Raw genomic sequence first — 19,530 nt, forward strand, 5'->3', positions numbered from 1 at the left:
TCAAACTTCTCCCCATCCCCAACCTTGAGCCCTCATGATACCGATAGTCAAGCTTGACGCTTCTTGAACTATGCTGTTCACTACGATTTGAATCGTCGCCGCCGACACCACTAAGGACCTCCATGACCGACGCCCCCGCCTACCGCGACTCTGCCCTCTCCGTCGAGGAGCGCGTCGAGGACCTTCTCGGACGCCTGACTCTGGAGGAGAAGGCCGGTCAGCTGACGCAGTACTTCTACTTCGGGCGGCCGGACGCCACGGACGCCGTCGAGGTGGATCTGGAGTCGCTCCCCGATGAGCAGCGCCAGTTCCTCGAGTACCCGGCCTATGTGGAGCGGGAACTGCACGCCGGCCGGGTCGGGTCGCTGCTGTTCGTCAAGAACGCCGCCCAGGCCAACCAGCTGCAGCGGCAGGCCATGGACGCCAACCGCCACGGCATCCCCCTGATCTTCGGCTACGACGTCATCCACGGCTTCCGCACCACCTTCCCCGTGCCCATCGCGGTCGCGGCCAGCTGGGACCCCGACGTGGCCGAGCAGGGCCAGCGGGTGGCCGCCCGCGAGGCGCGCGCCGTCGGCATCAACTGGACGTTCGCGCCAATGGTGGACATCGCGCGCGACCCCCGCTGGGGCCGGATCATCGAGGGCGCCGGCGAGGATCCCTGCCTCGGCGGGGCCATGGCTGCCGCGCAGGTGCGCGGGTTCCAGGGCGACGGCGGCCCTGAGTCCCTCCTTGCCGGCCCCAAGCACTTCGCCGGCTACGGGGCCGCGCGCGGCGGACGCGACTACGAGGATTCGGACATCTCCGACGCTGAACTCCGCAACGTCTACCTCCCGCCCTTCAAGGCGGCCATCGACGCGGGTGCCAAGAACGTCATGAGCGCCTACATGGACCTCAACGGCGTGCCCGCCAGTGGGAGCCGTTGGCTGCTGACCGACGTGCTGCGCGACGAGCTCGGCTTCGACGGGTTCGTCGTCTCCGACGCCAACGCCGTGCGCTCCCTGGAGACACAGCACTTCGCCCGCGACCTCACCGACGCCGGCGCCCGCGCCGTCTACGCCGGGCTGGACATGGAGATGGCCATGTTCGACGCCTCCTACGCCCGCCTCCCGCAGGCCGTGGCAGACGGGCTGGTCGACGAGGCCACCATCGACCTGGCCGTCCGCCGGGTCCTCACCGCCAAGTTCGCCGCCGGCCTGTTCGAGAACCCCTTCGTCGACGAGTCGACCACCGCGTCGATCCTCGGAGACTCCACCCATCGCGACGTCGCTCAGGCCGCCGCCGAGCGCACCGCCGTCCTGCTCAAGAACGACGGCGCCCTCCCGCTGCGCGCCCCGTCGTCGATCGCGGTCCTGGGTGACCTCGCCGACTCGCAGCGCGACATCCTGGGCCCCTGGATCTTCGACTTCGACGTCACCGAGTCGGTCACGATCCTCGACGGCATCCGCCGTCGCGCCGGTGAGGGAACGCGCGTCGAGTTCGCCCCGGCCACCGCCGTTGCCACCCGCCTGTTCCCGTCGATGTTCGACGCCCACGAGGCGGGCCAGCTCCCCCGCACCCCCGAGGGCTTCGACGAGGACGCCGAGCTGGAGCGCGCCGTCGCCCTGGCCGTCGAGTCCGAGGTTGCCGTCGTCGTGGTGGGCCAGCCGCAGAACATGATCGGCGAGAAGGCCTCGGTCTCCACGCTCGACCTCCCGGGCCGCCAGCTCGAACTGCTGCAGCGCGTTCACGCCACGGGCACCCCGATGGTGGTGCTCGTGATGTCGGGCCGCCCGCTGGACCTGCGCTGGGCCGACGCGAACGCCGACGCCATCGTCCAGATCTGGTACCCGGGCGTGCGCGGCGGAGATGCGGTCGCGCGGGTGCTGTTCGGCGACGTCTCCCCCGCCGGCCGATTGCCCTTCACCTGGCCGCGGCATGTGGGCCAGGTGCCGATGGTGCACTCGCACTACCGCACCTTCCAGCCCGAGGAAGCGGACAAGCGCTACTGGGACGAGGAGAGCACCCCGCTCTACCCGTTCGGACATGGCCTCACCTACGCGACGGTGGAGTACTCGGACCTGCGGGCGCCGTCGAGCATCGCCGTCGGGGAGACGGGCACGGTCGCGGTGACCCTCACCAACACGTCCGAGGTGGACTCCGACGAGGTCGCCCAGCTGTACATCCACCAGCGCTACGGCACCTCAACCCGGCCGGTTCGCGAGCTCAAGGGCTTCCGTCGGGTGCACGTGCCGGCGGGTGCGTCGGTGGACATCGAGTTCGAGCTCGGTCCGGACCAGCTGCGCTACTGGAGCGCCGCGACCCGCACCTGGGTGCAGGACGCCACGGTGATCGATGTCTTCGTCGGCGGCAGCTCCGCCTGCGAACTGACGACGTCGCTTGAGGTCACCGCCTGACCCCCTCGCTCACTGACGTCGCGGGCAGTTCCGTTCACTGAGGTCGCGGGCCGACGGCGCAGCCGGCGCGCCCGAGTCTCGAAGTCGCCGCTCCCTCGCTCACTGAGGTCGCGGGCCGACGGCGCAGCCGGCGCGACCGAGTCTCGAAGTCGCCGCCACAGGCGGCGATCACCCTGCCCACAGAGATGGGCACCTCCGGTGCCCGCTTCGAGACTCCCCCGCGGCGACTGCGTCGCCGGGGCGGAACCTCAGCGAGCGGGATCGCGGCGACTGCGTCGCCGGGGCGGAACCTCAGCGAGCGGGATCGCGGCGACTGCGTCGCCGGGGCGGAACCTCAGCGAGCGGGATCGCGACGACTCCGCCGGGGCGGAACCTCAGCGAGCGGGATCGCGGCGACTGCGTCGCCGGGGCGGAACCTCAGCGAGCGGAACTCTCCACTGCCTCGCCGGGGCGGAACCTCAGCTCACGGGGACCGTGAGGAGCCGGACGGGACCCACCAGCCCGTAGTCGCGGACGTGGGTGTGCTGCATCGCCTCCATGCACAGATGCAGCTCTCCAGGAAGCGGAACGTAGACGCCCCTACCCCCGCGACACCGTCGCCGCATCCTTGACCTCGCCGATCAGACGCTCGACGACGTCCTCCAGCATGGCGGCGCCGATCGTCTCGTCGCCGTCGACGACGAGGGCGAAGTGCGTACCGCCCGCCTGCATCGCGGCCAGCGCGGCCTCGAGCGTCGTGTCCTTGGCGATGGTGGCCAGTGGCCGCACCACGTGATCGTCCAGAGGCCGCGCGGCCTCGTCGTCCGACAGCCCCAGGAAGTCCTTGAGGTGGACGTAGCCCAGCACTTCTCCATCCTCGGCTGTGACCGGGAAGCGAGAGAAGCCCGTGCGGACGAAGGCGGCCTCGACGTCGCTCGGGGACGCGCCCCGCGGGACCGTTTTGAGGGAGTCCAGCGGCACCATGACCGCCTCGACCGTCTCGGTGCCGATGGTCAGGGAGCCGCTGAGCAGCTGGTGCTCGCGATCCTCCAGCAGGCCCTCCTCGCGGGACTCGGCGATGAAGGCCGCGACCTCGTCGGCGGTGAACGCGGAGGCCACCTCCTCCTTGGGCTCCACGCGCAGTAGCCGGAGGACCGCGTTCGCGATCCAGTTGAGCAGCCAGATGAGGGGGCGCAGCACCACGACGATGCCGTAGAGGATCGGCCCGAGGAGGAGCGCCGAGCGCTCGGGCCCGGCGATGGCGATGTTCTTGGGCAGCATCTCGCCGAGGACCATGTGGAGGAACACGACGATCGCCAGCGCGATGATGAAGGAGACCGTGTGCAGCGCGGCGCCCGTGATGCCGACGGCGGCCAGCGGAATCTCCAGCGCGTGGGCGACGGCGGGCTCGCCGATCGCACCGAGCCCGAGGGAGCACATGGTGATGCCGAGCTGCGCGCCGGCCATCATGAGGGAGACGCGCTCCATGGCCCGCAGCGTGATGCGGGCGGCGCGCGAGCCGGCGGCCGCACGGGGTTCGATCTGGGTGCGGCGAGCGGCGATCAGCGCGAACTCCGCGCCGACGAAGAACGCGTTGCCGATCAGCAGCGCGATGGCGATCAGGATGGCGGTCGCATCAAGCATTCTGCTCACCCTCCTCGAGATCCTCGACGGCGAGGGTCAGCCGATCGACCCGCCAGCCGTCCAGCCGCGTGACCGTGAGCCGCGCCTGCGCGGGCGACGGAAGCCCGTCGTCGTCGGGGCGGGACTCGTCGCGGACAGCCAGGACCACCTCGTCCCCGATGCGGGGGAACCGCTCCAGTTCCTCGGTGATGAGGCCGCCGAGCGTGTCGGACTCGCGCCCCTCCGGCAGTTCCAGATTGAGCGTCTCGCCCACCTCGTCGGGCCGGAGGAGGCCGGACAGCGACCACCGCCGCTCCCCCAGCTCGCGGTAGGCGCGTGTCGGGCGGTCCTGCTCGTCGTCGATCTCGCCGACGATTTCCTCGACGACGTCCTCGAGGGTCACGATCCCGTCGGTGCCGCCGTACTCGTCGACGACCACCGCCATCTGCACGCCGCGCCGCAGCACCTCGAGGACCGGGCCTAGCGGCATCGTCGACGGGACGGCCCGCAACGGGCGGATCAGGCCGGCCACCGGGGTGGTCGCGCGATCCGCGGCCGGCACCGCGACCGCGTCCTTGAAGTGCACGACGCCGCGGACGTCGTCGACGCTGTCGCCCATGACCGGGAAGCGGGCGTGCCCGGTGGCGCGCACGGCGTCGAGGACGTCGGCGGCCGTCTGGTCAAGTTTCAGGAAGCGGACTCGCGGCCTGGGGGTCATGGCGTCGGAGGCGGTCCGCTCACCCAGGGCGACGGAGTGCTCGAGACGGCGCGCCAGGTCCTCGTCCAGGAGCCCTTGCCGGGCGGAACGGGCCGCGAGCGCCGCCAGTTCCTGCGCCGACCGCGCGGATGCCAGCTCCTCCTGCGGTTCCATGCCGAAGGCCCGCACCAGCCGGTTGGCGGTGCCGTTGAGGAACCACAGCAGCGGCCGACTCACCCAGGTGAAGGCGCGCTGGAATCCGACGACGGCCCGGCCCACCTTCAGCGGCTCGGCGATGGCCCAGTTCTTGGGCACCAACTCACCGAAGACCATCTGGACGACGGTCGCGATGAGGAACGCGGCTGTGAAGGCGACCACGGAGGCGGCCTCCTCGGGCAGACCGACGGCCTCGATGGGCACCTCGAGCAGCGCCGCGATGGACGGCTCCGCGATGAAGCCAACGACGAGGCTGGTGATGGTGATGCCGAGCTGGGCGCCGGACAACTGGGTCGACATGGTGCGCAGCGCCTCGCGGAGCGACGCGGCCTTGGCGTCCGTCTCGGAGAGCCGGGACACGGTCGGCCGGTCCACCGTCACCAGCGCGAACTCGGCGGCGACGAACGTGGCGTTCGCCGCGATCAGTATGACGACGGCGGCGAGGAGCAGCCACTCGACGATCATCGCCCGCTCTCCTGCGTCGCGGAGTTGGGGGCGGGTGGGGCGGCCCCGAAGGGCGAGGGACTATGACCGTCGTTCACGCGTCGATCATATGCGCGCCGCGCCCCGGCTCCGGGATCGTCGCGCGATTCGGGGCCCAGGCACGGGCCGCCCACACCACCCCCGGCACCGCGACCGCGACCAGAACGAGCGCCACCCCCGGCAGACCGAGGAGCGCTCCACCCACACCGGCCAGCGGGTAGGTGACCAGGTAGCAGGCATGCGACAGCGAGAACTGCGCGGCGAACACCGCGGGGCACGTCTGCTCCGTCGAGTTGCGGCGCAGGAGCCGGGCCGACGGCGTCAGCACCGCGGACGTGGCGGCACCGACGGCGAACCACAGCCCGAGCAGCACCGGCCAGGCGCGCTCGGCGTCGACCCACGCGAGGACGGCGGCGGCCGCGGCGAGGGCCATGGGGAGGACCGCGGCCCCCGCGAGCATCACCCGGAGGTCTGGCCGGCGGTCGAGCAGGCGAGGGACCGCCAGCGCCACCAGCATCGACCCGGCGCCGTAGGCCGCCAGCAGCAGCGCGACGTCGTCGTGCCCCCGGCCGAGGTCCGTCCCCACGATGACCACGGAGTTGACGATCACCATCGCGGTCGCCGCGGCGACAACGAGGTTGATCCCGATCAGGCCGCGCAGCTCGACGGACGCCCAGAACTGCCGGGTGCCGCCGGTCAGCCGGCTCAGGAACGGCGCCGCGGGCGGCGCGGCCACCCTGGGGATCGTGGTCGCCGCCACCAGGACGGAGGATGTCGCGAAGCCCGCCACCGTGCCGAGGAAGAGGATCTGGTACCCGGCCACCGTCAGCAGGAGCGCGGCGAGCATGGGGCTGACGAGCGCCTCCATGTCGTAGGCCAAACGCGACAGCGACAGCGCGCGGGTGTATTCACGCTCGATCGGCAGCACCGTCGGGATGAGCGCCTGGAACGCGGGCGTGAAGGTCGCGGATGCCGACTGCAGCAGGAAGATCAGCACGTAGATCTGCCACGCCTCGGTCACCAACGGCAGAGACAGCGCCACGGCGGCCCGCACCAGGTCCGCGGTGATCAGCAAGGGCTTGCGGGGCAGCCGAGCCACGAGTGCCGAGATGACCGGCGCGACTCCCACGTAGGCGACCATCTTGATGGTCATCGCCAGGCCCAGCACCGCGCCGGCCCGGTCCGGCGCGACATCCAGGGCCAGCAGCCCGAGGGCGACGGTGAGCAGGCCGGTCCCCAGGAGGGCGATCACCTGGGCGGCGAACAGGTGCCGGTAGGTGCGGTGGCGCAGCACGGAGAGCACGGTGGCGCTCAGGCTTCGTGCGAGTGGTGCAGGGGCAGTTGACCGGCCGAGGCGACGGAGTGCTCCGCCTGCCTGACCGCCTCGATGACGACGCTCAGGGCGTGCTCGTCCGCGAGCTTGTACAGCACGCGCGTGCCGTCCTGGCGTGTGGTGACCATGCGGGCCATGCGCAGCCGCGCGAGGTGCTGCGAGACGCCCGACGGGTTCTTGGCGACCGCCTGCGCCAGTTCGCCCACCGACAGTTCGCCGGCCGCGTCCAGGGTCAGGATGATCCGGATCCTGGTGGGGTCGGACAGGAGGCTGAGCACTTCCGCGGCGAGGTCGACGAACTCCGCGGGGACTGAGTTAATCTTCTTATCCGCGTGCATACGCAGATACTAACGCACCGCAGGGCGTCTAGACCCTGCGGGACGCCCTTCCTACGCCAGCTGGAGGGTGGTCAGGCAGGTGGGGCCCTCGGGATCGGAGGAAAAGCGCGTCTCAGCGCGCTGACCGTCCTTGGTGACCACAACCGTCCCCGCGACGTCCTTGGGGATCCAGAATCCGACGAATCCGTTGGCGTAGGTGGTGGCGGCCTCGTCGACCAGAACCTCACCGTCGTCGGTGGTGATTGTCACGTGGACCTGCTCCCCGGCCAGCTCGCCCCGGCAGGTTCCGAGATTGTGGAAGTAGCACTCGTGCGTGCGCGTCACATACGGCGCCAGCGAGAGGTAGAACTCGTCGCCCTCGAGCGGCAGGGCCGCCTGCGAGGCTCCGTCGCTGAGGAGCACCTCGTCGTAGCGGACCGAGGCCGCCAGCGGCAGGGGTCGCGCCGCATCGAGCTGGTCGAGCGCCTCCACGACCTCCCGACCCGAGCGCCCCTCCAGCCCCTGCGCGGCCAGCAGCGTCCCGGCGTCGACGGTGGCAACGCTGGGCGACGACACCGCCTGGCTCGTCGCGGGGCCGGCCTCCGACGCCGAGCAGGCGGCGAGCGTCAGCGACGCCGAGCACACGGCGGCGAGCAGGGCGGGTCGAAGTCGGGGCATCAGGGTCCTCCAGGGCGGTCGATTTCACGTGGTGTCCACCCTGCCCCATGCCCGGCGTGAATCCAGCGGGTGAACGGTCAAGATCCGGTCAAGATTGCGGGTCACACCTAGCGAAGGGTGGTCAGCATCCCGACCTCCGCGTGATAGCTGCTGTCGCAGTGCAGCATCTACTGATCTATTGATTACTACCCCCTGGGGGTATATAACGGACGCATGGAACACACCGGACACCATGACCACTCGACACACGGACAGGCGATGCCACAGGGCCACGCCCACTCCGCCGTCGACGAGAAGCAGGTCCACTCCCACGGAGAGCACGCCGGGCATTCGACGGCGATGTTCAAGAACCGCTTCTGGGCGTCCCTGGCGCTGACCATCCCGGTGGTGATCTTCAGCCCGATGGTGGCGCACCTGCTCGGGTACCACCTGCCGGAGTTCCCCGGCTCCACGTGGATCGCGCCGATCCTGGGCACAGTGATCTTCGCCTACGGCGGGGTCCCGTTCCTCAAGGGCGGGTGGCGCGAGCTGAAGACCCGGCAGCCGGGGATGATGCTGCTCATCTCGTTGGCCATCACCGTCGCGTTCGTTGCCTCCTGGGTCACCACGCTCGGCGTCGGCGGCTTCGAGCTCGACTTCTGGTGGGAGCTGGCCCTGCTGGTGACCATCATGCTGCTCGGCCACTGGATGGAGATGCGGGCGCTGGGTGCGGCGTCGTCGGCGCTCGACGCGCTGGCGGAGCTGCTGCCCAACGAGGCGGAGCGGGTGACCGACGACGGCACGCTCGTCGTCCCGATCGCCGAGCTGGCGGTCGACGACGTGGTGCTCGTCCGGGCAGGCGCCCGGGTGCCCGCGGACGGGACGATCGTCGACGGCGCGGCCGAGTTCGACGAGTCGATGATCACCGGGGAGTCGCGGCCGGTGGCGCGCGGCGAGGGCGAGCGCGTCGTCGCCGGTACCGTCGCCACGGACAACACGGTGCGGGTGCGGGTCGAGGCCACCGGGGACGACACCGCCCTGGCGGGCATCCAGCGGATGGTGGCCGACGCTCAGGCCTCGTCGTCACGGGCACAGGCCCTCGCCGACCGGGCGGCCGCGCTGCTGTTCTGGTTCGCGCTCGGCGCCGGCATCCTGACCGCCATTGCGTGGACGCTACTCGGCAGCCCGGACGAGGCCGTGGTGCGGACCGTCACCGTCTTGGTGATCGCCTGCCCCCACGCGCTGGGCCTGGCGATCCCGCTTGTCATCGCGATTTCCACCGAGCGCGCGGCCAAGAACGGCGTGCTGATCAAGGACCGGATGGCGCTGGAGCGGATGCGCACCATCGATGTGGTGCTGTTCGACAAGACCGGCACGCTGACGGAGGGCGCCCACGCGGTGACGGGTGTCGCGGCGTCCGGGGTGTCCGAGGCGGAACTGCTGTCGCTCGCGGCGGCGGCCGAGGCGGACAGCGAGCACCCCGTCGCGCGGGCCATCGTCGCGGCGGCCGCCGCGCACCCTGAGGCCTCGGGCATGCGGCGGCGTGGGACGGACTTCTCGGCCTCCACCGGCCGCGGGGTGCGGGCCACCGTCGACGGCGCGGTGATCCAGGTGGGCGGGCCCACCCTGCTGCGTGAGCTGGGCCTGGAGACGCCGTCGGCTCTCACGGAGCAGACCGACTCCTGGTCCGGGCGAGGAGCCGGCGTGCTTCACGTCATCCGCGACGGCGAGGTGATCGGCGCGATCGCCGTCGAGGACAAGGTGCGCGCGGAATCGAGGGCGGCGGTCAGGGCGCTGCAGGATCGCGGCGTGCGGGTGGCGATGGTCACCGGCGACGCGCGGCAGGTGGCCGACGCCGTCGGCGCCGAGCTGGGCATCGACGAGGTGTTCGCCGAGGTGCTGCCGCAGGACAAGGACACAAAGGTCACCGAGCTGCAGGGTCGCGGCCTGACCGTGGCGATGGTGGGCGACGGCGTCAACGACGCCCCCGCGCTGGCCCGAGCCGAGGTGGGGATCGCGATCGGGGCAGGGACGGACGTCGCGATGGAGTCGGCCGGCGTGGTGCTGGCGGGCAACGACCCTCGTGCCGTGCTCTCGATGATCGACCTGTCGCGGGCCAGCTACCGCAAGATGATCCAGAACCTGGTCTGGGCGGCGGGGTACAACATCGTCGCGGTGCCGCTTGCCGCGGGAGTGCTGGCGCCCCTCGGGTTGGTGCTGTCCCCCGCCGTGGGGGCGGTGCTGATGTCGCTGTCGACGATCATCGTCGCGCTGAACGCACAGCTCCTGCGCCGCCTGGACCTCGACCCAGCGCGGTTATCCGCAGGAGGGGCAGCCTGACCGCTCGTCCGGCGGATCTGATGGCGACTACGCCACCACTTCCACCGGACGAGACAGCGGTATGCGCGACGCGGTCCGCACCTGCCGGCAACGTGCGCCATCCAGGGGTGGTGCCCGCCGATGGAGGTGATCCGGCGGCTCGGGGTGCGGACGCGCAAGGAGATCGAGGTGGAGCGGACCGCCTTGAAGGCGCTGCGCGGCGACTTCCGCGACCTCACGTTCGACGGCGACGACCCCGCGGCCGCCGCCCCGGCCGCCCTCGAGGCGGCGGAGCGGGAACAGAAGGGACGCTGAGCAGGACCGGCGGTCTTAGTTGGTAGATCTGGGTGGGAGTACCCGCCCAGATCTACCCAACAGAGGCGACCTCACTCGGGCAGGGGCGCAGACTCGCGGACCACGAGCGACGGCTGGAACACCGTGCTGGAGTGGTGGTGCATCCTCGACTCGGCCATGCCTTCCGACTCTCTGATGAGGTGGTCGACGGCCGCCCTGCCGAGATCGGACATCGGCTGGCGGACCGTCGTCAGTGGCACCGAGGCGCTCCGCGCCACCGACGTGTCGCCGTAGCCGACCACGGCCACGTCCTGCGGGACCCGCAGGCCGGCGCGAGTCAGCTCGTTGACCACCCCGACCGCGAGCTGGTCGTTGACGCAGAAGACCCCGTCCGGACGGGGATCCATGGCGAGCAGGGCCCGCGCCGCCTCCCCGCCGCCCAGGAAGTCCGAGGAGTCGGCATGGACCACCGCCGGTTCGACCGACACTTCGTCGGCGGCCGCAGCGTCGCGAAAGCCCTGCAGCCGCCGCTCCGCCTGCGGCACCCCGACCGGACCGGCGACGAACGCCAGCCGCCGACGCCCTAGCGCCACCAGATGACGGGCCGCCATGCGCCCCCCCTGCACGTCGTCGATCGACACCGAACAGCCGTCATGCTCCGAGGCGGGCCGGTCGATGAGCACCAGATGCATGTCGAGGGCGCGCAGCCTGCGGAGATGGCGCTCGTCGGCCATCCGCGGGGCGATCAGTGCACCGATGGACCGGTGCCGCGCAAGGGTCTCGAGCTGTCTCACCTCGCGGTCAAGGTCGTCGCCCGTGTCGAACAGGAGCATGGCGTGACCGTGCTCCTCGGCCCGCCGGGCCACCCCCTTCGCGATCTCGGCGTAGAACGAACTCGCAATGTCAGGGACCACCAACCCGAGCAGTCGGCTGCTGCCGCTGCGGAGCCGGGCGGCACCCTCATTCGGCACGAACCCCAATTGGCGGATAGCCGCCTGGACCCGTCGTCGGGTCGCGTCCGCCACGCTCTCGGGGCGATTGATCGTGTTCGAGACAGTCCCGGACGACACTCCGGCCGCCTTGGCCACGTCACTGAGCGTGACCTTGCCCGGCTTCGCCACTCGTGCCCCTCTCCTGCTCGCGGCACGAACTGTACCCTCCTGAAGCCGACCCGCCAGCAGCCGGAGTGAGGCCAGCATATCTGAACCGCTTCAATCTTGATCAGTTGTTCAGAGACCGCACCCACGCGCCGGATCTGCCGTACTTCCTGGTAGAAGCGCATTGACCAGGCCGACCGTGCCAGCTACGGTTATTGAACCGGTTCAAGTTACAGCGACGCAGGAGTCGCGGAAGGCAGAACATGTCGATCATCGAACGTAGGAAACCGCTGACGGCCCGGGTGGGCATCGTCTCGGTCGGGCATCACGTGTACTGGGGGCAGTTCGAGGGGCTGCTGGAGGACATGCACCGCAAGGCGGCTGTGCTGGAGGGCAAGGTGGCCTGCCACGGCGTGGAGGTGGTGAACTTCGGGCTACTGGACGAGGCGCAAGGCACCTACGCGACGCTCCCGCGAATCCGTGCGGCCGATCTCGACCTGCTCCTGGTCGACATGGTGACCTACGCGACCTCGTCGACGTTCGGCGCCCTCATCCGCGCGCTGGACATCCCCGTCGTCCTCGTCGCGCTCCAGCCCCGAGCCGCCCTCGACTACGCCAACGCCACGACCTACATGCAGCTGAGCAACGACGACTTCTGCTCCGTCCCCGAGTTCGCCGCCGTGGCCGTCCGCATGGGCAAGCGGCCCCCGGAAGTGATCATCGGAACGCTTCACGACGATCCGGTCGCAGACGCGGAGATCGCCGAGTGGTGCCAGATCGCGAAGGTGTACCGCAGCCTGCGCACGGCGCGCATCGGCCTGATGGGGCACGTGCTGGAGGCCATGCTCGACATGCACACGGATCCGACCGCCCTCACGTCCGCGTTCGGCAGCCACGTCGTCCTCTGCGAGCCCGAGGACATCCTCCGGCACTGGAGCGATCCCGATCCGGCACTTGTCAGCGCCAAGAAGGAGGAGATCCTGGAGTTCTTCGACACTCCCGATCCGGTCTCGGACCCCATCACCATGCGGCTCACCGACGGCGACCTCCACACGGCCGCCCGGGCCGCGGTCGCACTGGACGGCTTCGTCGAAGAGAAGAACCTGGACGGCCTCGCCTACTACTACGAGGGCCTCCCGGGGTCCGAGACCCGCACCCTGATGACGAACCTCATCGTCGGCAACTCCCTGCTCCAGGCTGCGGGCTTCCCCATGTGCGGCGAGTTCGACATTAAGACGTGCGTCGCGATGATGGTGATGGACCGCCTCGAGATCGGCGGCAGCTTCGCGGAGTTCCACCCGATCGACTTCGAACGCGACGCCGTCCTCGTCGGGCACGACGGCCCCCACCACATCAACATCGCCGAGGGGCGCCCCGCGATCCGGAGCCTGCGCAAGTATCACGGCAAGCCTGGCGCGGGCGCGAGCGTGGAGTTCAACATCAAGGAGGGCCCCATCACGATGCTGGGCAACACGATCACCTCCGACGGGAAGTTCAAGTTCGTCGTCGCCGAGGGTGAATCGCTGCGTCTTCCCGTTCCCCCCACGGGAAACACCAACACGCTGGGCCGCTTCCGCCCGGACGTGCGGACGTTCCTCAAGCGCTGGGTGGCCGAGGCCCCCACGCATCACTACGCCCTCGGCGTCGGCCACCACGCGGAGACCATCTCGAAGGTCGCCGACGTGCTCGGCATCGAGTCGGTCGTCGTCGCGCAGGACTGAGAGATGAAGGCCGGGTGGACGCTCAGCGTTCACCCGGCCTCAGTGCCGTCTCCGCCAGCGGGATGCCTGTGCTCGGCAGAGACTGCGCCCCTCAGCGCGTCTCCTCCCACATGATGGTGATCTCGCCGGTCAGGCCATCGACGATCACGTCCTGTCCGTCTCTCCTCCAGGTGACGGCCCCGCCCGGCTCGGGCGCCGCGTTGAGGTCGACGACGTGCCCGGCGACGGTGGCCTCCACGGCCCCCGTGCGACGCGGCAGCAGGACCGTCACGCGGGCGTGACTCAGCCCGCTCACGGAGATCCCGCGCGTCATGAACGCCGGGAATGGCGCCACGTCGCGGCACTTCACCACGCCGGCGGCGGCCTGGTCGACGAGGACCCGGCACTCCACATGGAAGGACTTGGGCAGCTGGTGGACGCTCATGCCCTCCTCCATCCACGCCTCGCGCTGCTGCAGGAGGGGGGCGCCGCCGGGGAGGCGGAGGCGCACGGACGTGGTGGTGTCGGGCAGGTAGCCGCTGAACCAGTACGCGTTGTCGTGGCGGTGGATGGCCTGGACGACGCGGCCGGAGCCGGGGCCACGAAGGTCGTGCGAGACATGGATGCCCGCACGGCGCAAGAGACGCAGCATGACCTCGCCCGGATGCGCGTAGCGCTCCGGGTCGGGCGACTGATGGTGACGTACCCCGCGGTCGTCCGGATCCGAGTAGGTGACCGGCGACGAGCCACGGACCCACATCACGCGGCCCTGCCCCAGCGGTCGATCGCTCGCGTAGACACGCTCACCATCCTCGGAGCGCGCGCTGGCGACGACGGTGGCGCCACCGGGCGCCGCCACCTCGGTCACAGGGCCGGCGGAGAGTCGCGCGGCGTGGGCAACCGGCAACCCTGAACCCTCCTCGTCGACGCCCGTCAGCGACAGGGTCCCGGCGACGCCGCCGTCGGCGACCTCCAGCCCGAGGAACTCGCGGCCGTCGGCCCCGACTGCCGACACGGCGCCGTAGGCCAGCACCGTTCCGCCTGCGGCGGCGTGACGGCGCAGGTGCTCGACAACCGCGGCCGTCAGGGCCCCGGCCGGAACGACGAGCACACGGCCGTCGACGGCGCCGTTCGCGACGGCCACGGCGAGGTTGTCCGTGCTCACCACGGTGTTGAGGGGCAGGCCGGCGTTGACCGCCGACGTCAGGTACCAGTCCTCGAAGTGTGGTCGGTTGATCGAGGTGGGATCGGCCGCCATCGCCTGGTGGTACTCGCGGAACGGATACACCCACACCAGCGGGCCCGCCTCGTCCGGGTGCGCCTCGAGCGCCGTGACGACGTGACCCGACACCTCCCGGCCGCAGCGGTCATCCAGGAGGCCGTGGCACGTGTCGATCGACAGCACGTTGACCTCGTCGGGGGGCTGGGTGCGCCCGTCGGCGTCGAGGCGGGCGATGCTCAGGGGAAGGTAGATGTCGAACGGCTCCCGGTGGTAGAAGTCCCACCACGGCTGCTGCCAGAACCAGGGGTCGTTGGCGTAGAAGCGGAACCGGTAGCCCTCCGCATCCGCCGGCAGCATCGCGATCCGCGACATGAAGCCGGTGATTTCGATACCGAAGTCCTCGTTCAGCGGCCCCCAGGGCGAGTTGGGGGGCGGGGAGGAGATGTACCCCCGCTCGTACACCTCAAGGGCCGGCACCGAGTCCGCCCCGATGTCGATGCCCGCGGTGTGGTTCGTCCCTCTGACCTGGACGGGGAAGGTCAGGTGGCGAGACAGGTCTGCCCAGAAGCCGAGGGCCCGCTCGCGGAGTTCCGGCGTCCGCTCGGCGGCGAACCTCTCCCCGTCGAAGGACTCCCCCAGTTCCGACCAGGCATAGGAGCTGAACCCGAACCCGTTCGACAGCCACAGATAGTCGAATCCCAGCGCGGCCAGGTAGTCCTGGGCCTGGCGCCCCAGGAACTCACCGAAGGTCGTGCCCTCGGGGATCCCGGTGGGAAATGCGGCGTACGCGTGGTCGTCGGCGGACAGCACCGAGAAGTGCCGCACCATGGCGATGATGGGCCCGATGCCGACGTCCTCGCCCCTGGCCACGATCTCGGGATGGCGGTGGTACTTGAACTCCGACGGCGCGAACTCCGGCCCCGGATCGAACGTGGCCCCGACCTGGGTGGGGATGCCACGTCGACGACCCTCGGCCTTGATCTCGGCGACGAGCCGGGCGAGATCGCGGTAGGTGACGTCAGGCGTGTTCTCGGCGAACGGGATGGCCCGCCGACGGGGCGGCTTCCATTCCCCGTACGGGGCGGTCTCGGTGTTGTTGAACCCGATGAACCGGGCCCACTCGAATCCCTGATCGAGGTCCCCGGCCCAGTCGAGGATCTCGCTGCCGTCGGAGGCCCACAGCAGCACGGAGCATTCCTCGGCTACGTCGAGCAGGACCGACCAGTCGTCGAAGATGCGTTGGACGGTGGACGACAGCGTCTGGGCGCCGAAGTCGGCGAACGGCTTCAGCGACACCTCAAGATTGGCCCGGCGCAGCGCGGTCGGTCGGCTCATCGGGCCAGGCTCTCACGGCGCGCGGCCGCGCGGAGGTCGGATCCGTCGATCCCCACCGGCTGCGGGGATGCGCCTCCGGTCCGCCGCTGGCGGGGGGCGACCAGGTCGTTCGCCGTTCGCAGCACCGGCGCGCCAGTCAGTCTGGTGGTGAGGTGCGGCCTCGTGGACGAGACGGTGAATACCACCTCGTCGCCGGGGAGCAGCGTCACGAGCCCGCGGTCGACGGTGGCGTCCGGGTCGGCGTGGTCCACGAGCAGCGTCAGGTCCTTGGTGAGCGCGTGGGCCGTCACGGTCACCCGGTATCCCCCTGCCAGCTCCTCCGCGGTGGCGGTGACGGGATCGGCCGCGAGCTCGAGCCGCGTGTCCTCCTCGAAGTACCAGAAGGCGCGCTGACCGGATGACAGGTCGGCGACCACGAGCTCCCGACACGCGTTCTGCGACTGGGTGATGGTCGTGTCCAGCGGCACGACGAGACTGGCCCTCGGGTCGATCTGCAGCTCGATGATCTGGACAGCGAGGTGCCGCCCTTCGACGTCGATGCGCCGTACGGTCGCCGTCGAGGTCCAGGGCTCGTCCGACTCGTTGTGCAGCGTGAGGCTGAGTCCGCCGTCGCGTGGCTGGATACTGCAGAGTCGGTCGGCGAACGCCTCGCGCAACGCGAACCACAAGGGCTTGCGGCGTCCGAGAGAGTCGACGGCAGACCAGGACACGACCGGCCAGCAGTCGTTGAGCTGCCACACGATGGACCCGGTGTTGAACGGGGCGAGCGAACGGAAGTACTCGACGCCGAATCGGACGGCCCGTGCCTGGTTGAGCTGCGTGGCCCAGTGCCAGTCCACGTAGTCCGTGGGGAGCGGCAGGTGATCTCCGAGCCCTCGCTCGAGCTTGAGATTTCCCGACTCCGCCTTCTGGTGGACGAGCATCTGCGCGCCGAACGGCGAGCGAGGCTCGTCGTGGACGACGGACTCGAGGGTCGCGAACGCCGGGGGCGCCTGGAACCCGAACTCGGAGACGAAGCGGGGGCGGTAGGTGCGGTAGGCGGTGTAGTCACGGCTGTTCCACACGTCCCAGATGTGCATGCACCCGTCGGAGTCCTGGTTCGGATGGAGATAGCGGTCGAAGGAGAACGGGCTGCCCTCGCTGTAGGGGACCTCGTCGGCCAGGCGTCGGACGAGCCCCGGGAACAGGTCCATGTAGTAGCCCTCCCCCCAGGTGGCCCCGTCCAGGGCGCGCCGCCAGCCCCAGTCCGCCCAGCCCCAGATGTTCTCGTTGCCGCCGTTGAGGAGCGCGAGCGACGGATGAGCGGCGAGCCTGACGATGGCCTCGGCGGCTTCCGCCTCGAACTCGTCCCAGAGCTCGGGATCCTCGGCGTAGGCGGCGCAGGCGAGCGTGAAGTCCTGCCAGACGAGCAGCCCCAGCTCGTCACACAGGTCGTAGAAGTCGTCGGACTCGTAGATGCCACCGCCCCAGACGCGGATGAGGTTCATCCCCGCGTCGGTAGCGTCGTGGAGGGAGCTTGCCAGCGTCTCTCGCGTGACGCGCGGCAAGTAGGTGTCGGCGGGGATCCAGTTCGCGCCCCGGACGTAGATGGGACGGCCGTTGACCGCGACGGTGAAGCGGTTGCCGTCGGCGTCGGGCGACGTGTCGAGGGTGACGGAGCGAAAGCCGACGCGGCCGCGCCACTCGTCCAGGCAGTCGCCGTCGGCGTCGGTGAGCCGGATCCGCGCCGGGTACAGCGGCTGTTCCCCGTGGCTGCGCGGCCACCACGCCTGGGCGTCGGGCACCTCCAGGCGGACACTCGCCGCGCCGTCAGACACGGGCATGCTCACCCGGCGTCCCTCGACCTCGACGTCGAGGCTCAGCGGTGGGTGGCCGCGGTCGACTTCGACGTCCACGAGTAGCTCGCCGCCGGCGCCCGTCCAGCGCGTCCTCCGGCGCAGCTGAGTCATCCGGGCCCCGCTGCGGCCCTCGAGCCGCAGCGGCCGCCAGATACCGGCGGTGACGATCTCCGGTCCCCAGTCCCACCCGAATGCGTAGGCGGGCTTGCGGATGCAGTTGAAGGGGTGCGGGTTGGAGTGCGGGCGCACGCCGAGGACCGCTTCGCGTTCCTCGGCAAAGCTGAGCGCCCCCCGGAACTCGACCCGCAGATCGTTGGTTCCGGCGCGGAGATGGTCGTGGACGGGGAACCGGTAGGAGCGATGGTGATTGCGCGCGTCGCCGACAAGTTGACCGTTGAGCCAGATCCGCGCCACCGTGTCCAGCCCCTCGGCGACGAGGTCGTGGTCGGTGTGCGAATCGGGCTCCCAGGTGAAGCTGCGCGAGTACTCCCAGTCGGTGCGTCCGATCCAGGTGAGTGCGGACTCGTTGTCCCCGTCATAGGGGTCGGGGATCAGGTCCGCGGCGAGCAGGTCCAGATGCACCACCCCCGGGACGGTTCCCGCGATGCCGTCGCGGAGGACGGCCTCGAGGTGGGACGGGATGGGCCCCCGCGCCGCGCGGCAGGTCCACACCCCTCCGAGGTCGTGGACGGTCGGGATGCGGCGGGACGCCTCGTGAGGTGAGATGTGCACGGACAAGACTCCGATGGTGAATCGTGGGATTGTTCTGAGGCCGGCCAGGCCCGAACGATCCCGCGGATGACCATACGCGACCTTGGGGAGCCTGTAAAGCGGTTTAGCACATCTCCGCACTCCGGCCGATAGGCTCTGTGCATGAACCACCCCTCGGAGCCCTCCGCCAGGCGCCTCACCATCGCCGAGATCGCCGCACGGGCCAAGGTCTCCCCCACGGCGGTCTCATTCGCCCTCAACGGCAAGCCGGGCATCTCGCCGGAGACGCGTGACCGGATCCTGGAGGTGGTGAGGCAGTCGAACTGGCGCCCCAACTACGCCGCCCAGGCGCTCTCGATGTCCAAGGCCGGCGTGATCGGGGTCGTCACGATTCGGCAGCCGGGTCAGCCGTTGTGGTCCGCGAGCTTCGGCGGCCACTTCCTCGCCGGCGTCCAGGCGGCACTGGCGGAGAGAGGCGTGCTCCTCATCCTTCACACGGTGGATTCGCTGGCCGACGAGTCGGCCCTGTACGAGCGATGGATGAGCGAGCGCCGGGTGGACGGCGTTCTGGTCATCAACCCCCACGTCGACGACCCCCGACTGCGCGAACTCGAGCGCGTCGGCCTCCCGGCGGTCATCGTCGGCGACACCAGGGACCGCTCGCCGCTGGCATGCGTGTGGACCGACGACGAGGCCGCGGCGGAGCGCGCCGTGGGCTACCTGGCCGAGCTCGGACACACACACATCGCACGCATCGGCGGCGACCTCGATCTGCTGCACTACGCCATCCGCGAGCGGGCCTTCATGGCCGCGGCCCGCCGCGCCGGCGTGCGGATGAGCGCCGAGACCATCGATGCCGACGCCGGGGCCGCCGACGCGGTGGCCCTCCTCGCCGATCGGGCGGGCAACCCGCTGACCGCCGTCATCGTGGAGGACCTGGAGTTCGCGGTCCACCTCACCGGCGCCTTGATCAGCCGCGGCATCAGGGTCCCGCAGGACGTCTCGGTCCTCGCGTGGGACGACGGTCCCGCGGCGACGCTGGTGACCCCCACGCTTACGTCCCTGTCGCGAGACATCGCCGCCTACGGCAGCCTCGCCGCCCAGGAACTCCTCGATCTCATCGGCGGCGCGGCCCCCCGTGCGACCCAGGGGACCACCACGGATCTCATCGTCCGGGAGAGCACATCCACGGCCAGGGGTTGACACTAAAGCCCTTTAGTTGTTGACTGGTCTCACCGGCCAGGTCTGAGCACTCCCATCCACTCAACGTCGAGAGATTCGAGGACACAATGCGTGCATCATTGAGGCGCCAC

13 protein-coding genes are annotated in these 19,530 nt (G+C 70.3%); 5 read left to right on the forward strand and 8 right to left on the reverse strand.

The annotated features are described in order from the left end of the window. The first annotated feature begins 122 nt into the window (after positions 1 to 122). Complete coding sequence (locus tag ACFQPD_RS02010) at positions 123 to 2,396, forward strand: glycoside hydrolase family 3 N-terminal domain-containing protein (RefSeq protein WP_385897912.1); 2,274 nt, start codon at positions 123 to 125, stop codon at positions 2,394 to 2,396. A 579-nt stretch (positions 2,397 to 2,975) separates the two neighbouring features. Here the strand turns inward: ACFQPD_RS02010 and ACFQPD_RS02015 are convergent. From ACFQPD_RS02015 to ACFQPD_RS02035, 5 genes are all read right to left on the reverse strand, one after another. After that, positions 2,976 to 4,019, reverse strand: a complete 1,044-nt coding sequence (locus ACFQPD_RS02015; RefSeq protein WP_385897915.1) for a hemolysin family protein — start codon at positions 4,017 to 4,019, stop codon at positions 2,976 to 2,978. After that, positions 4,012 to 5,376 carry a hemolysin family protein gene (locus ACFQPD_RS02020; RefSeq protein WP_385897918.1) on the reverse strand — a complete coding sequence of 455 codons (1,365 nt, stop codon included), beginning with the start codon at positions 5,374 to 5,376 and terminating at the stop codon, positions 4,012 to 4,014. The genes ACFQPD_RS02015 and ACFQPD_RS02020 overlap by 8 nt, the downstream gene beginning before the upstream one ends. A gap of 73 nt (positions 5,377 to 5,449) precedes the next feature. Continuing rightward, positions 5,450 to 6,697 carry an MFS transporter gene (locus tag ACFQPD_RS02025; protein WP_385897921.1) on the reverse strand — a complete coding sequence of 416 codons (1,248 nt, stop codon included), beginning with the start codon at positions 6,695 to 6,697 and terminating at the stop codon, positions 5,450 to 5,452. 8 nt (positions 6,698 to 6,705) lie between these two features. Then, complete coding sequence (locus tag ACFQPD_RS02030) at positions 6,706 to 7,065, reverse strand: metalloregulator ArsR/SmtB family transcription factor (protein ID WP_068751620.1); 360 nt, start codon at positions 7,063 to 7,065, stop codon at positions 6,706 to 6,708. Between the two features lie 51 nt (positions 7,066 to 7,116). Further along, on the reverse strand, positions 7,117 to 7,722 hold the full coding sequence (locus ACFQPD_RS02035; RefSeq protein WP_385897924.1) for a CueP family metal-binding protein: 606 nt from the start codon (positions 7,720 to 7,722) through the stop codon (positions 7,117 to 7,119). A 213-nt stretch (positions 7,723 to 7,935) separates the two neighbouring features. Between ACFQPD_RS02035 and ACFQPD_RS02040 the strand changes: the two genes are divergently transcribed. Further along, entirely contained in the window at positions 7,936 to 10,041 is a 2,106-nt protein-coding gene (locus ACFQPD_RS02040; protein WP_385897925.1) for a copper-translocating P-type ATPase, read from the forward strand. 120 nt (positions 10,042 to 10,161) lie between these two features. Beyond that, positions 10,162 to 10,335, forward strand: coding sequence for a hypothetical protein (locus tag ACFQPD_RS02045; protein WP_385897928.1), 174 nt, complete (start codon positions 10,162 to 10,164; stop codon positions 10,333 to 10,335). A gap of 71 nt (positions 10,336 to 10,406) precedes the next feature. On the opposite strand, the gene ACFQPD_RS02050 is transcribed toward ACFQPD_RS02045, so the two are convergent. After that, a complete protein-coding gene (locus tag ACFQPD_RS02050) occupies positions 10,407 to 11,435 on the reverse strand; it encodes a LacI family DNA-binding transcriptional regulator (protein WP_385897931.1) in 1,029 nt (342 codons plus the stop codon). Between the two features lie 239 nt (positions 11,436 to 11,674). On the opposite strand from ACFQPD_RS02050, the gene ACFQPD_RS02055 reads away from it, so the two are divergent. Continuing rightward, positions 11,675 to 13,132, forward strand: coding sequence for a hypothetical protein (locus ACFQPD_RS02055; RefSeq protein ID WP_385897932.1), 1,458 nt, complete (start codon positions 11,675 to 11,677; stop codon positions 13,130 to 13,132). A 91-nt stretch (positions 13,133 to 13,223) separates the two neighbouring features. On the opposite strand, the gene ACFQPD_RS02060 is transcribed toward ACFQPD_RS02055, so the two are convergent. Continuing rightward, positions 13,224 to 15,668, reverse strand: a complete 2,445-nt coding sequence (locus ACFQPD_RS02060) for a hypothetical protein (protein WP_385897935.1) — start codon at positions 15,666 to 15,668, stop codon at positions 13,224 to 13,226. Then, positions 15,665 to 18,238: a glycoside hydrolase family 2 protein gene (locus ACFQPD_RS02065; RefSeq protein ID WP_385897937.1), complete on the reverse strand. Its 2,574-nt coding sequence runs from the start codon at positions 18,236 to 18,238 to the stop codon at positions 15,665 to 15,667. Before ACFQPD_RS02065 ends, ACFQPD_RS02060 begins: the two co-directional genes overlap by 4 nt. 141 nt (positions 18,239 to 18,379) lie before the next feature. Between ACFQPD_RS02065 and ACFQPD_RS02070 the strand changes: the two genes are divergently transcribed. Next, the gene (locus ACFQPD_RS02070; RefSeq protein ID WP_068751628.1) at positions 18,380 to 19,420 is read left to right on the forward strand and encodes a LacI family DNA-binding transcriptional regulator; all 1,041 of its coding nucleotides are present in this window, start codon (positions 18,380 to 18,382) and stop codon (positions 19,418 to 19,420) included. Positions 19,421 to 19,530 lie beyond the last annotated feature (110 nt).

It is taken from the genome of Tessaracoccus sp. O5.2 (assembly GCF_964266725.1).
In the GTDB taxonomy this organism is placed as follows: domain Bacteria; phylum Actinomycetota; class Actinomycetes; order Propionibacteriales; family Propionibacteriaceae; genus Arachnia; species Arachnia lapidicapta.

What these genes read in the sequence shown, in the direction of transcription:
- ACFQPD_RS02010 (WP_385897912.1), top strand. Translation starts at nt 123, where the DNA reads ATGACCGACGCCCCCGCCTACCGCGACTCTGCCCTCTCCGTCGAGGAG.
- ACFQPD_RS02035 (WP_385897924.1), bottom strand. Translation starts at nt 7,722, where the DNA reads ATGCCCCGACTTCGACCCGCCCTGCTCGCCGCCGTGTGCTCGGCGTCG.
- ACFQPD_RS02070 (WP_068751628.1), top strand. Translation starts at nt 18,380, where the DNA reads ATGAACCACCCCTCGGAGCCCTCCGCCAGGCGCCTCACCATCGCCGAG.
- ACFQPD_RS02015 (WP_385897915.1), bottom strand. Translation starts at nt 4,019, where the DNA reads ATGCTTGATGCGACCGCCATCCTGATCGCCATCGCGCTGCTGATCGGC.
- ACFQPD_RS02030 (WP_068751620.1), bottom strand. Translation starts at nt 7,065, where the DNA reads ATGCACGCGGATAAGAAGATTAACTCAGTCCCCGCGGAGTTCGTCGAC.
- ACFQPD_RS02045 (WP_385897928.1), top strand. Translation starts at nt 10,162, where the DNA reads ATGGAGGTGATCCGGCGGCTCGGGGTGCGGACGCGCAAGGAGATCGAG.
- ACFQPD_RS02020 (WP_385897918.1), bottom strand. Translation starts at nt 5,376, where the DNA reads ATGATCGTCGAGTGGCTGCTCCTCGCCGCCGTCGTCATACTGATCGCG.
- ACFQPD_RS02040 (WP_385897925.1), top strand. Translation starts at nt 7,936, where the DNA reads ATGGAACACACCGGACACCATGACCACTCGACACACGGACAGGCGATG.
- ACFQPD_RS02060 (WP_385897935.1), bottom strand. Translation starts at nt 15,668, where the DNA reads ATGAGCCGACCGACCGCGCTGCGCCGGGCCAATCTTGAGGTGTCGCTG.
- ACFQPD_RS02055 (WP_385897932.1), top strand. Translation starts at nt 11,675, where the DNA reads ATGTCGATCATCGAACGTAGGAAACCGCTGACGGCCCGGGTGGGCATC.